This window comes from Cryobacterium algoritolerans (genome assembly GCF_004402785.1).
Taxonomy (GTDB): Bacteria; Actinomycetota; Actinomycetes; order Actinomycetales; family Microbacteriaceae; genus Cryobacterium; species Cryobacterium algoritolerans.
Genome location: NZ_SOFP01000012.1, coordinates 18,557 through 32,091 on the forward strand (window position 1 = coordinate 18,557; position 13,535 = coordinate 32,091).

At 64.6% G+C, this 13,535-nt stretch carries 9 protein-coding genes; all 9 read right to left on the bottom strand.

Translation table 11 applies throughout. The annotated features are described in order from the left end of the window. Positions 1–10 precede the first annotated feature (10 nt). Positions 11–1,015, bottom strand: a complete 1,005-nt coding sequence (gene gap / locus E3O19_RS03095) for a type I glyceraldehyde-3-phosphate dehydrogenase (protein ID WP_134537388.1) — start codon at positions 1,013–1,015, stop codon at positions 11–13. An 86-nt stretch (positions 1,016–1,101) separates the two neighbouring features. Then, positions 1,102–1,728, bottom strand: coding sequence for a superoxide dismutase (locus tag E3O19_RS03100; protein WP_134565159.1), 627 nt, complete (start codon positions 1,726–1,728; stop codon positions 1,102–1,104). Positions 1,729–1,833: 105 nt separating this feature from the next. After that, positions 1,834–2,814 carry a DNA-binding protein WhiA gene (gene whiA, locus E3O19_RS03105; RefSeq protein WP_134565168.1) on the bottom strand — a complete coding sequence of 327 codons (981 nt, stop codon included), beginning with the start codon at positions 2,812–2,814 and terminating at the stop codon, positions 1,834–1,836. A gap of 89 nt (positions 2,815–2,903) precedes the next feature. Beyond that, on the bottom strand, positions 2,904–3,779 hold the full coding sequence (rapZ, locus tag E3O19_RS03110) for an RNase adapter RapZ (RefSeq protein ID WP_134565160.1): 876 nt from the start codon (positions 3,777–3,779) through the stop codon (positions 2,904–2,906). A gap of 65 nt (positions 3,780–3,844) precedes the next feature. Continuing rightward, positions 3,845–5,713 carry an excinuclease ABC subunit UvrC gene (uvrC, locus tag E3O19_RS03115; protein WP_134565161.1) on the bottom strand — a complete coding sequence of 623 codons (1,869 nt, stop codon included), beginning with the start codon at positions 5,711–5,713 and terminating at the stop codon, positions 3,845–3,847. Positions 5,714–5,731: 18 nt separating this feature from the next. Continuing rightward, positions 5,732–8,599 (bottom strand): excinuclease ABC subunit UvrA, encoded by a 2,868-nt coding sequence (gene uvrA, locus E3O19_RS03120; RefSeq protein WP_134565162.1) that lies wholly within the window; start codon positions 8,597–8,599, stop codon positions 5,732–5,734. A gap of 167 nt (positions 8,600–8,766) precedes the next feature. Then, a complete protein-coding gene (gene uvrB, locus E3O19_RS03125) occupies positions 8,767–10,830 on the bottom strand; it encodes an excinuclease ABC subunit UvrB (protein ID WP_134565163.1) in 2,064 nt (687 codons plus the stop codon). A 9-nt stretch (positions 10,831–10,839) separates the two neighbouring features. Continuing rightward, positions 10,840–11,469 (bottom strand): dephospho-CoA kinase, encoded by a 630-nt coding sequence (coaE, locus tag E3O19_RS03130; RefSeq protein WP_134565164.1) that lies wholly within the window; start codon positions 11,467–11,469, stop codon positions 10,840–10,842. A gap of 266 nt (positions 11,470–11,735) precedes the next feature. Then, a complete protein-coding gene (gene rpsA, locus E3O19_RS03135) occupies positions 11,736–13,193 on the bottom strand; it encodes a 30S ribosomal protein S1 (RefSeq protein WP_134565165.1) in 1,458 nt (485 codons plus the stop codon). Positions 13,194–13,535: the final 342 nt, after the last annotated feature.

Sequence of the window (13,535 nt, forward strand, 5' to 3'; positions counted from 1 at the left end):
TGGGCCTCGGTTAGAGGCTCTTGGCGACGAGCTCGGTGAGGTCAACCATCCGGTTGGAGTAGCCCCACTCGTTGTCGTACCAGGACGACAGCTTGACCTGGTCGCCGATGACGCGCAGCAGACCGGCATCGAAGATGGAGGAATGCGGGTCCGTGACGATGTCGCTGGAGACGATCTCGTCTTCGGTGTACATCAGGATTCCCTTGAGGGGGCCCTCGGCTGCTGCCTTGTAGGCGGCCTTGATCGCTTCGACGGTCACCGGGCGTTCGGCGATGACGGTGAGGTCGGTGATGGAGCCGGTGGGAACCGGAACGCGAAGCGCGAAGCCGTCGAGCTTGCCCTTGAGCTCCGGAAGCACGATTCCGAGCGCCTTGGCGGCACCGGTCGAGGTCGGGATGATGTTGACAGCGGCGGCGCGAGCGCGACGCAGGTCGGAGTGCGGCCCATCCTGAAGGTTCTGGTCGGCCGTGTAGGCGTGGATCGTGGTCATCAGGCCGGACTTGATACCGAAGTTGTCGTTGAACACCTTGGCCAGCGGCGCGAGGCAGTTCGTGGTGCACGACGCGTTGGAGATGATGTCGAACTTGGCCGGATCGTAGTCCTGCTCGTTGACGCCCATGACGATCGTGGCGACCTCGCCGGTGGCGGGAGCGGAGACGATGACCTTCTTGGCGCCGGCGGTGATGTGCTTGCGCGCATCGTCAGCCTTGGTGAAGCGACCCGTGGACTCGATGACGATGTCGACGCCAAGGGCACCCCAGGGGAGATTGGCCGGGTCGCGCTCGGCAAGGACCTTAATCGGCTTGCCGTTGACGAGGATCGAGTCGCCGTCAACCGAGACCGTGGCCGCAAGGCGCCCGGTGATGGAGTCATATTTAAGGAGGTGGGCGAGCGTCTTCGTGTCGGTGAGGTCGTTCACGGCGACGATCTCGATGTCGCTACCCTGGGCAAGGGCAGCGCGAAGATAATTACGGCCGATGCGACCAAATCCGTTAATACCAATTTTTACAGACACGAATGTCTCCTAATCTTGTGCACCGAAGCGCGTTTCTATGGGTGAACTGGACGGGGTGCCGGCCCCCTGCGAGGGGGCCGGTCCTGCTACGAGAGCAGGAGCAGCCCGTTGGTCTTTTCGCGTGCAATAGTGAAGCGTTCCTGGACGTTCGCCCAGTTGACGATGTTCCAGAACGCCTTCACGTAGTCGGCACGCACGTTGCGGTAGTCGAGGTAGTATGCGTGCTCCCAGACGTCGAGCATCAGCACGGGGATCGTGCCGGCGGCGAAGTTCGCCTGCTGGTCGAAGAACTGCTGGATGATCAAGCGCTGGCCGATCGAGTCCCAGGCGAGCACTGCCCAACCGGAGCCCTGCACGCCGAGCGCGGTGGCCCCGAAGTGGGCCTGGAACTTGTCGAACGATCCGAAGTTGTCGTCAATCGCGCTGGCCAGGTCGCCGGTGGGCTTGTCGCCGCCGTCCGGGGAGAGGTTGGTCCAGAAGATCGAGTGGTTGACGTGGCCGCCCAGGTTGAAGGCGAGATCCTTCTCGAGCTTGTTGACGTAGGTCAGCGATCCGGAATCACGAGCCTCGGCCAGTTGGGCGAGGGCGGTGTTCGCCCCGGTGACGTAGGCCTGATGGTGCTTGCCGTGGTGGAGTTCCATGATGGTGCCGCTGATACTCGGCGCAAGCGCCGAGTAGTCATAGGCGAGGGCCGGGAGTGTGTATTCAACCAATGTGTATCTCCTCTGTAGTTGTCGGCGCGAAATACTCCGCCACCAGTTTGTGAGCGACCTATCTAGTCTACTCAGCTAGCGCTTCCCGCGTGACGAGTGCCAGAATCAGGCCTCGTCGAGGTCGGCGGGGAGATCGGCGTCGGTCCCGGCAATCCCGAGATCGGCGGCCTTCTTGTCCGCCATGGCGAGCAGGCGGCGAATCCTGCCGGCGACGGCATCCTTGGTCATCGGTGGGTCCGCGTGGTGGCCGAGTTCGTCAAGGCTCGAGTCCCGGAACGACAGCCGCAGCTCGCCAGCGTAGCGGAGGTGCTCGGGGATGTCGGTGCCGAGGATCTCCATGGCCCGCTGCACCCGGGCGCAGGCGGCGACAGCGGCCTGCGCGGACCGGCGAAGGTTGGCGTCGTCGAAGTTGACGAGCCGGTTGGCGGTTGCCCGAACCTCGCGGCGCTGGCGGAGAGCCTCCCAGTTGAGCACGGTGTCCTGGGCGCCCATGTGCACGAGCATCGCACCGATTGCATCGCCATCGCGGATGACCACCCGGTGCACGCCGCGCACCTCCCTGGCCTTGGCGACGACGCCGAGGCGGCCGGCCGCTCCGACGAGGGCCATGGCCGCTTCGTTGCCTGGGCAGGTGATCTCGAGGGCAGCGGAACGCCCCGGGTCGGTCAGCGAGCCGTGGGCCAGGAACGCGCCCCGCCACACGGCGGCGATCTCTTCCTTCGACCCTGTGGTCAGCCGGTTCGGCAGCCCGCGGATCGGACGCCGCCTGGCGTCGAGGAGGCCGGTCTGCCTGGCCAGAGTCTCTCCCCCGTCGAGAACCCGCACGAGGAAGTGGCTGGTCCGGCGCAGCCCGGCGGCCGCGATCACGGAGACGTCGCTGCGCACGCCGTAGAGCTCGGCCAGGTCCTTGCGCACACGGCGGGCGAGCAACGCGGTGTCAAGCTCGGATTCGATTGCGATCCGGCTGGAGATCATGTGCAGCCCGCCGGAGAACCGGAGGATGGTGGCCAGTTCCGCGGCCCGAACCGTGGTCTTCGACACCTCGACACGAGCGAGTTCGTCCTTAACGTCGGCGGTGAGTGCCAATCGCTTGTCCATTCTGTTGTCCTGGCCGTATCCCGGCCGGGAGTTGTTCTGGCTGGCCCGGTGGCTGTTTCCAGCACCGTCGGCCGTGGTTACTCTCGTCCGAGGTCGCGGTTCTTGAGGCTGACCGCTACCCCGGGGAAGTCCTTGATCCGGCGCGCAATTTCGGCCGACATGGCCACCGAACGGTGCTTGCCTCCGGTGCAACCGACGGCGATCGTGACGTGGCGCTTGTTTTCACGCTGGTAGCCGGCAAGAACGGGTTCCAGTGCCGCCGCGTAGTTATCCAGGAATTCCACCGCACCGGCCTGAGCAAGAACGAAGTCCCGGACTTCTGCGTCCTGCCCGGTGTGCGCTCGGAGTTCGGGGATCCAGAAGGGATTCGGCAGAAAGCGCACGTCGGCGACCATGTCGACGTCCGTGGGCAGACCGTACTTGAAACCGAAACTCATCAGGGTGACGTTGACCCCGGCTGTGTCAGCGGCCGCGAAACGTTCGGTGATCGACGTGGCAAGTTGGTGAATGTTGAGGTCCGAGGTGTCGATCACGAGGTCGCACGACTCCCGAACAGCGCTCAATTTGCTGCGCTCGGCTGAGATCCCGTCGAGGATGGTCCCGTCGCCCTGGAGCGGATGCGGCCTGCGCACCGACTCGAACCGCCGCACGAGCACATCGTCCCTGGCCTCGAGGAAGATGATCCGCACGCGAGCGCTCTTGCGCAGGGACTGGACGATCTCCTGGAAATCGCTGAAAAACCCCCGTCCGCGAATATCAACGACCGCGGCGATCTTCGGCAGGCTGGTGCCGGCCCGGCTGACCAGTTCGACCAGCGGCCGCAGCATTTGCGGGGGTAGGTTGTCGACGACGTACCAGCCGAGGTCCTCCAGCGCATTGGCCACGGTCGAGCGTCCCGCTCCGGACATCCCCGTCACGATAAGCATCTCGTGCTTGTCGTTTTCCGTTGTCATATTCGCTCTCGGGCCTTCGATTGTGGTGGATCTCGCGTGTCCAGCCTACCGACCGGCCGAGGGGTTCAGGCGCGCAGGTACTGATGGATCGTGCCCGCGAGGCCGGGGCCGATCCCCCGAACCTCGGCGATCGACTCCGCCGGGGCATCCTTCAGACGCGCCACCGAGCCGAAATGCTGCAGGAGAACCTTCACTCTCGCGGGGCCGAGACCCGGGATCTCACCGAGGACGGTGGAGATGTCACGTTTGCGCCTGGTCCGTTGGTGGGTTATGGCGAACCGGTGCGCCTCGTCCCTGATCCGCTGGATCAGGAACAACGCATCGCTGTTCCTGGGTAGGATCACCGGGTAGTCGGAGTCCGGCAGCCAAATCTCCTCGAGTCGCTTGGCGATCCCGCACAGGGTGATGCCGGTGACGCCGGATTCCCGGAGCGCCCTCGCCGCGGCGGAGACCTGCGGCTGCCCGCCGTCGACGATGAGCAGATTGGGCTGGTAGCGGAACTTGCGTCGCTTCACCGACAGAACGTCGTCGTCGGGCCGATCCGGCTCGTCGTCGGAGACCAGGTAGGCCAGTCGCCGGGTCAGTGTGCGGTAGATGGAGTCGGTGTCGTCCGTCGATTCCGGGATGCCGAACCTGCGGTATTCGTCGGTGCGGGGCAGTCCGTCCTCGAAAACCACCATCGAGGCGACAATGTTCGTTCCGCTCAGGTGCGACACGTCGTAACACTCCATGCGCAGCGGCGCGGACGGCATCCCCAGAGCCTCCTGGATGTCTTCCAGCGCCTTGGAGCGGGCCACGAAGTCTGAACTTCGCCGGGTCTTATAGAGCATCAGGGCGTGCTTGGCGTTCTGGGTCGCCGTCGCGAGCAGGGCCGCCTTGTCGCCTCGCTGGGCGGCCAGGATCCGCACCTTGCGCCCGGCGATCCCGGCGAGCCAGCCCTCGAGAGCCTCAGCGTCGTCTGGCAGCTCGGGGACAACGATTTCCCGCGGCGGCACGGCGTCCCCGCCGTAGGCGGTCTGCATAATCGAGTCGATGAGTTCGCTGGTGGTCAGGTCGAGTTCCTTGTCGACCATCCAGCCGCGGACACCCCGGATGCGTCCGCCGCGCACGATGAACAGTTGTACAGCGGCCGCGAGCTCGTCCTCGTCGAAGGCGAACAGGTCGATGTCGACGTTGTCGCGCAGGACGACGGCACTCTTCTCGAGCACCGCGTGGAGGGCGCGGATCTGGTCGCGCCGTTTGGCGGCGACTTCGTACTCCTGACTGGCCGCGGCGACCTTCATCTCCATGGTCAGCCGGTTGATCAGTTTGCGATCCTGGCTTCCCAGGAAGCTGACGAATTCGTTGACGATGACGCGGTGTTCCTCGATGGTCACCGTGCCGGAGCATGGTCCGAAGCACCGCCCTATCTGACCGGCGAAGCAGGGCTTGCCGGACTGCATCGCCCGTTTGTAGTTGGAGTTGTTGCAGGTGCGGATCGGGAAGGCCTTGAGCATCAGGTCGATGGTTTCGTGAACCGCCCAGACCTTCGGATACGGCCCGAAATAGCGAGCCCCTCGGATGCCCGTGGTGCGGGTGACGAGGGCGCGGGGGGACTCGTCGGCCAGGGTCACCGCCAGGTAGGGGTAGGACTTGTCGTCCTTGAACTGGACGTTGAATGGAGGGTCGAACTCGTTGATCCAGGTCCACTCCAGCTGCAACGCCTCGACCTCGGTGCCCACGACGGTCCACTCCACTGAGTTGGCCGTGGTGACCATCCGCCTGGTTCGCTCGTGCAGACTGCCCAGCGGCGCGAAGTAGTTGCTCAGTCGCGCCCGGAGGTTCTTCGCCTTACCGACGTAGAGAACGCGTCCCGTTTCGTCACGGAACCGGTATACCCCTGGGCTGATCGGGATTTCGCCCGCCTTGGGACGGTAACTCAGCGCGTCGGACATGGTTCTCCTGGTCTGCGCCTACTGCGCCGCCAGGATCTCCTTGAGGAACTTCCCGGTGTGGCTCTTCTTGACAGTGGCCACGTGCTCCGGGGTGCCGGTCGCGAGCACGCGCCCGCCACCCGACCCGCCCTCCGGGCCGAGGTCGATCACCCAGTCCGCCGACTTGATGACGTCGAGGTTGTGTTCGATCACGATGACGGTGTTGCCCTTGTCGACAAGGCTGTTGAGCACGAGCAGGAGCTTGCGCACGTCTTCGAAGTGCAGGCCGGTGGTCGGCTCGTCGAGCACGTATACGCTGCGTCCGTTGGAGCGGCGTTGCAATTCCGTCGCGAGCTTGACTCGTTGCGCCTCACCGCCGGAGAGGGTGGTGGCGCTCTGGCCCAGTCGCACATAACCGAGGCCCACCTCAACCAGGGTCTTGAGGAAGCGGTGGATGGCCGAGATCGGCTCGAAGAACTCCGCCGCCTCACTGATGGGCATGTCGAGCACCTCGGCGATGTTCTTGCCCTTGTAGTGCACGGTAAGGGTATCCCGGTTGTACCGCGCTCCCCCGCACACCTCGCAGGCGACATACACATCTGGCAGGAAGTTCATCTCGATCTTGATCGTGCCGTCGCCAGAGCAGGCCTCACAGCGCCCGCCCTTGACATTGAAACTGAACCGGCCGGGCAGGTATCCCCGCGCCTTTGCCTCGATCGTTTCAGAGAACAGCGTTCGGATCTTATCGAAGACGCCGGTGTAGGTGGCCGGGTTCGAGCGGGGGGTTCGCCCGATGGGCGCTTGGTCGACGTGGATGACCTTGTCGAGGTGGTCGAGTCCGGTCACCCGGGTGTGCCTCCCCGGCAGCTTGCGCGCACCGTTGAGCCGGTTGGCCAGTACCCGGTACAGAATGTCGTTGACCAGGGAGGACTTGCCTGAGCCGCTGACCCCGGTGACGGCGGTGAATGTGCCGAGGGGGAAGCTCACCGACACCTTGCGGAGGTTGTTCGCTTCGGCGCCGACGACGGTGATCTCGCGCGCGGGGTCGATCTCGCGTCGCGCGGTGGGCGTGGGAATGCTCTTGCGGCCCGCCAGGTAGTCACCGGTCAGGGACTTCTTGTTGGTCAGCAGGGACTCATAGGAGCCGGAGTGCACGACGTGACCTCCGTTGACGCCGGCGCCCGGCCCGATGTCGACGATCCAGTCCGCCATCTTGATGGTGTCCTCATCGTGTTCGACGACGATCAGGGTGTTGCCGAGGTCACGCAGGGCCACCAGGGTTTCGATCAGGCGGCGGTTGTCCCGCTGGTGCAGCCCGATGCTTGGTTCGTCGAGCACGTAGAGCACCCCGGTGAGGCCGGAGCCGATCTGGGTGGCCAGCCGGATGCGCTGGGCCTCGCCGCCGGACAGCGTCGCCGCGGCCCTGGCCAGGTTGAGGTAGTTGAGACCGACGCGGATCAGGAAGTCCAGACGTGCCTTGATCTCCCGGAGGACCTGGGCCGCGATGGTCGACTCACGATCGGTGAGCTCGAGCTTGTTCATGAACGAGCGGGCGTCGGTCAGGCTGAGATTGCAGACATCCGCAATGCTCGACCCGTGCACCAGCACGGCGAGGACTTCCGGCTTGAGTCGGGTGCCGGAACAGACCGGGCAGTCGACCTCGCGCAGGTACTCGCCCCAGCGTGCCCGCTGCGTGTCAGACTCGGCCTGGAGGTACTGGCGCTCGATGTAGGGCACGACCCCCTCAAAGCCGGAGGTGTAGCTCATCTCCCGGCCGTAACGGTTCTTCCACTTCACCTTGACCTCGAAGTTGTCCCCGCGGAGCACGGCGTTCTGCACCTCCGCAGGCAACTCGCCCCAGGGGGTGTCGAGGGAGAACTCCAGGTCGCGGGAGAGCCCGTCGAGGAGTTTCTCGTAATACTGGAACAGGCCCTTGCCCTGGGTGGTCCACGGCAGGACGACCCCGTCCGCGATGCTGAGCTCCGGGTCGCCGAGCAGCAGGTCGGCGTCGACAGACATGCGCGTGCCAAGCCCGGAGCACTCGGGGCAGGCGCCGAACGGCGCGTTGAAGGAGAAGGTGCGCGGTTCGATCTCGGTCAGCTGCACCGGGTGGTTGTTCGGACAGGAGAGCTTCTCCGAGTAGCTCCGCCAGGCGTCGTCACCTTCGCCGTCGACGTAGTTGATCTGCACAATACCGTCGGTGAGTTTGAGCGCCGTCTCGAGGGAGTCGGTGAGTCGGCTGAGCAGTTCCGGCCCGGCGACCAGGCGGTCGACGACCACGGAGATGTCGTGCTTGATCTGTTTCTTAAGTGCGGGCGGCTCGTTCAACTGGATCTGCGTACCGTCGACGATGGCCCGGGAGTAACCGCCGGCAGCCAGTTCCTTGAACAGATCGACGAACTCGCCCTTCTTCTGCGAGACGACGGGGCTCAGTACCTGGTACCGGATGCCGGCCTCCAGCTCCATGAGCTGGTCGGCAATCTGCTGCACGGTCTGGGCCTGGATCACTTCGCCGCAGACGGCGCAGTGCGGCACGCCGATGCGCGCCCAGAGCAGCCGCATGTAGTCGTACACCTCGGTGATCGTGCCGACCGTGGACCGGGGATTGCGGTTAGTGGACTTCTGGTCGATCGAGACGGCGGGGCTGAGCCCCTCGATGAAATCGACGTCGGGGCGGTCGACCTGGCCGAGGAACTGGCGCGCATAGGCGGACAGCGACTCGACGTAGCGGCGCTGGCCCTCCGCGAAGATGGTGTCGAAGGCGAGCGATGACTTGCCCGAACCGGACAGCCCGGTGAAGACCACGAGGGAATCCCGGGGGATCTCCAGGTCTACGTTGTGCAAATTGTGCACCCGTGCGCCGCGAACACTGAGTTTTGACCCGGACTCTACCTTGGAAATTGACACCGTTCGAGTCTATGCAGTGCCACCGACACTCCGGTGCGTCATCAACACGCCCTGAGCGAACGGATATTCGACAGGGCAGGTTTTCGACACGGCAGGTTTTCGACAGGGCAACACTTCGACAGGGCAACACTTCGACAGTGTCGCTTTTCGACCGCGGCATGGCGGGGTTAGATGTGACCGGCCTTCTCCATCTGGCGCAGTTCCCGCTTCAACTCGGAAACCTCGTCACGCAGCCGTGCCGCGAGTTCGAACTTGAGCTCCCCGGCGGCCTCGAGCATCTGTCCGTTCAAGTCCGAGATGATGGACTCCAAGTCGTTGGCGCCGTTGGCGGCGATGCCCTGGCGGCGAGGTGTCGGCGCGAGTCCCTTTCGCCGCTCGGTGCGGCCGGCCAGAAGCTCGGCGGTGTCCGCCTCCTCCCGGGCGAGCACCTCTGTGATGTCCGCGATCCGTTTGCGAAGCGGAGTCGGGTCGATCCCGTGCAGGGTGTTGTAGGCGACCTGCTTCTCCCGGCGGCGGTCGGTTTCGTCGATGGCGCGTTCCATCGACGCGGTGAGCCGATCCGCGTACATGTGCACCTCGCCCGAGACGTTGCGGGCCGCGCGCCCGATGGTCTGGATGAGCGAGGTCGCCGAACGTAGGAACCCCTCCTTGTCGGCGTCGAGGATGGCGACAAGCGACACCTCCGGCAGGTCGAGTCCTTCCCTGAGAAGATTGATTCCGACGAGCACGTCATACACACCCGCGCGGAGCTCCGTGAGCAGCTCCACCCGACGCAGGGTGTCCACGTCGGAATGCAGGTAGCGAACCCGCACTCCGGCCTCGGTGAGGAAGTCGGTGAGTTCCTCGGCCATTTTCTTGGTCAACGTCGTAACGAGCACGCGTTCGTTGCGCTCGACCCTCTTGTGAATCTCTTCGAGGAGGTCGTCGATCTGCCCCTTGCTGGGTTTCACGACGATCTGCGGGTCAATCAGCCCGGTCGGACGGATGATCTGCTCCACGACGCCGTCGGCGATGCCCATCTCGTACTTGCCGGGCGTCGCGGACAGGTAGACCGTCTGGCCGACCCTGCCCTTGAATTCATTGAATTTGAGTGGCCTGTTGTCCAGGGCGCTGGGAAGCCGGAATCCATGCTCGACGAGGGTGCGCTTGCGGGAGGAGTCACCCTCATACATGGCGCCGATCTGGGGGACGGTGACGTGCGACTCGTCGATGACCATCAGGAAATCGTCGGGGAAGTAGTCGAGCAGGCAATGCGGCGCCTCCCCCGGCTGCCGGGCATCGATGTGCCGAGAGTAATTCTCAATCCCGGAGCAGAACCCGATCTGCTCCATCATCTCCAGGTCGAAGGTGGTGCGCATCCGGAGGCGCTGGGCCTCGAGGAGCTTACCCTCGCGTTCGAGCTGTTCGAGGCGTTCGGCCAGCTCCTCCTGGATGGTGCCGATGGCTCGCTGCATGACCTCAGTGCTGGCTACGTAGTGCGACCCGGGGAATACGGAGACGGAGTCGAGCTTGCGCACGATGTCGCCGGTCAGCGGGTGCAGGCTGTACAGCGCCTCGATCTCGTCGCCGAACATCTCGATCCGAATCGCGAGTTCCTCGTACATCGGGATGATCTCGATGGTGTCGCCCCGCACCCGGAAGTGCCCTCGGGAGAAGTCGACGTCGTTGCGCTGGTACTGCATGGCGACGAACCGGCGGACGAGCCACTCCCGGCTGACCTTTTGGCCGACTTGGAGGGCAATCATGGCCTCGAGGTAGCCCTCCGGGGTGCCGAGGCCATAGATGCACGAGACGGTGGACACGACGATCACGTCGCGCCGGCTGAGCAACGAGTTGGTGGTGGAGTGCCGCAGCCGCTCCACCTCCGCGTTGATCGACGAGTCCTTCTCGATGAAGGTGTCTGTCTGCGGAACGTAGGCCTCAGGCTGGTAGTAGTCGTAGTAGGAGACGAAGTACTCGACGGCGTTGTTGGGCATCAGCTCGCGGAACTCGTTCACCAGCTGCGCGGCCAGGGTCTTGTTGTGGGCGAGCACCAGAGTGGGGCGTTGCACCTGCTCGATCAGCCACGCGGTGGTTGCCGATTTACCGGTTCCGGTGGCGCCGAGGAGCACGATGTCGGTCTCACCGGCGTTGATCCGGCCGGCCAGCTCGGCGATCGCGGTCGGCTGGTCACCGCTCGGGGTGTACTCGCTCACGACCTCGAAGGGATGTACAGAGCGCGTGGGTTCCATGGCTCCAGTCTACGGAGCACCCCTGACATTCAGCTCGTCAGCGGCTCTGCGGACTCGGAGCCAGAGCTCGTCGACCTGGGCCAGAGTGTGGCTCAGGCTGCCTCCGGTGTCGATGACCACGTCCGCGACGGCGCGGCGCTCGTCGTCAGTGGCCTGCGTGCGCATCCGGCGCAGCGCCTCCGCTTCGGCCATCCCCCGCAGCTCCACCATGCGCCGCACCCGTGTCGCCTCGTCAGCGTGGGTGACCACAATCAGGTCGAACGGATGGTCGACGCCGGCCTCCACCAGCAGCGGAACGTCGTAGACGACGACCGCGTGCGGGTCCCGCGCGGCGGCCTCGTGGATCAGCAGGTTCGACAGGGAGCGCACGGCCGGGTGCACAATCGCATTCAACACGGTGAGAGCCGCAGGGTCGGCGAAGACGATCGCCCCCAGCGCCGCCCGGTCCAGGCCGCCGTCCGGCGCGAGCACGGCCGGACCAAAGACGCCGATGATTCTGCCAAGGTCGGCAGTGCCGGGTTCAACCGCCACCCTGGCGAGACGGTCAGCGTCGATGTGCACGGCGCCGAGTTCGGCGAGCCTGCGCGCGACGGTGCTCTTTCCGGATGCGATCCCGCCGGTCAGTCCAATCAGGTACACCCGTGCAATGCTAACGTCCCTCAACGCACTCAGAACGCAGGACCGTCCACCGCTGGTGGCGCCCGTTACGGCGCAGCCAGCCAAGACCACGACGAGGAGGACGGAAAGGAATCCAGGGAATCGGGGCCCAGACCTGACCGCGGTCTACGGTGGGCACCGGTGTGGGCAAGCCCTGCACACAGAAACAGGCCGGACCCCGAAGGGCCCAGCCTGTTTCAGCGCGTCCGCACCGTTACGGCGCCAACGGGCTAGTTTGAATCGCGCATCTAGTTGGAACTGGAGAGCTTCTCGCGCAGAGCGGCGAGGGCCTCGTCGTCCGCGAGCGTGCCGGCGCCGGCGGTCTCGCTGGAGAAGGTGGAGCCTGCCGCGGACGGGACGTCGCCGGGGGCGATGATCTCGTCGTTCGCGGACGCAACCTGCTTCTTGTGTGCCTCCCAGCGAGCCTGGGCTGCAGCGTAGTCCTGCTCCCACTTCTCGCGCTGGGTTTCGAAGCCTTCGCGCCACTCGTTGGTCTCCGGGTCGAAGCCCTCAGGGTACTTGTAGTTGCCCTGGTCGTCGTACTCGGTGAGCATTCCGTAGAGTGCCGGGTCGAACTCGGTGCCCTCGGGGTCGACACCCTCGTTGGCCTGCTTGAGGCTCAGCGAGATGCGGCGACGCTCGAGGTCGATGTCGATGACCTTGACGAAGACCTCGTCGCCGACGGAGACGACCTGCTCGGCGAGCTCAACATGCTTGCCGGAGAGCTCGGAGATGTGGACCAGACCCTCGATGCCCTCGGCGACGCGAACGAACGCGCCGAACGGGACGAGCTTGGTGACCTTACCCGGTGCGACCTGACCGATGGCGTGGGTGCGGGCGAAGACCTGCCAGGGGTCTTCCTGGGTGGCCTTGAGCGACAGCGACACGCGCTCGCGCTCGAGGTCGACCTCGAGGATCTCGACGGTGACTTCCTGGCCAACCTCAACGACCTCGCTGGCGTGCTCGATGTGCTTCCAGCTGAGCTCGGAGACGTGGACCAGACCGTCAACGCCGCCCAGGTCGACGAACGCACCGAAGTTGACGATCGACGAGACGACGCCCTTGCGAACCTGTCCCTTCTGGAGGTTGTTGAGGAACGTGGTTCGGCTCTCGGACTGCGTCTGCTCGAGCAGGGCGCGACGGGACAGCACGACATTGTTGCGGTTCTTGTCGAGTTCGAGGATCTTGGCCTCGATCTCCTGGCCCAGGTACGGGGTCAGGTCGCGAACACGGCGCAACTCGATCAGCGATGCGGGCAGGAAGCCACGCAGGCCGATGTCCACGATGAGGCCACCCTTGACAACCTCGATGACCGAACCGGTGACAACGCCATCCGATTCCTTGATCTTCTCGACGTCGCCCCACGCACGCTCGTACTGAGCGCGCTTCTTGGACAGGATGAGACGGCCTTCTTTGTCTTCCTTCTGAAGAACGAGGGCCTCAACCAAGTCGCCGACCTTGACGACATCGGAGGGGTCGACGTCGTGCTTGATGGAGAGTTCGCGGGAGGGGATGACACCCTCGGTCTTGTAGCCCACGTCGAGGAGAACCTCGTCGCGGTCGATCTTCACTACGGTTCCTTCGATGAGGTCACCGTCGTTGAAGAATTTCAGAGTCTTTTCGACCGCGGCAAGAAAGTCTTCAGCAGATCCAATGTCGTTGATGGCGACCTGCTTGGGTGCCCGTTCGGTCGTTGCGATTGTCATGTAGTAGTTGCTCCAGGATGGACATAGATCGGGCCATACACAGTAAGAATTCAAGTGTTGTGCACCGCGCACGGCAGCGGATAGATCGTCACAAACGTGACATTCAAGCTTAGCTCTTTGCGGACGGGCGCGGCAACTTGACGCGGAGCGGCCGCAGGGCGGCAATCTGACGGGTCTGGACCGGCTCGACCACCGGTACTCGACCGGCTCCCGCTGATAACCAGCGCCGCGGCCTAGCTGTTGTTCCCACGGAGGTTGTGTGCGTGGCGTGAGCTAAAAAGGTGAGGACCTCCGGTATCGATTGGGTTACCACACTCAAGCCGATGCCACGGAGGCCCTCAT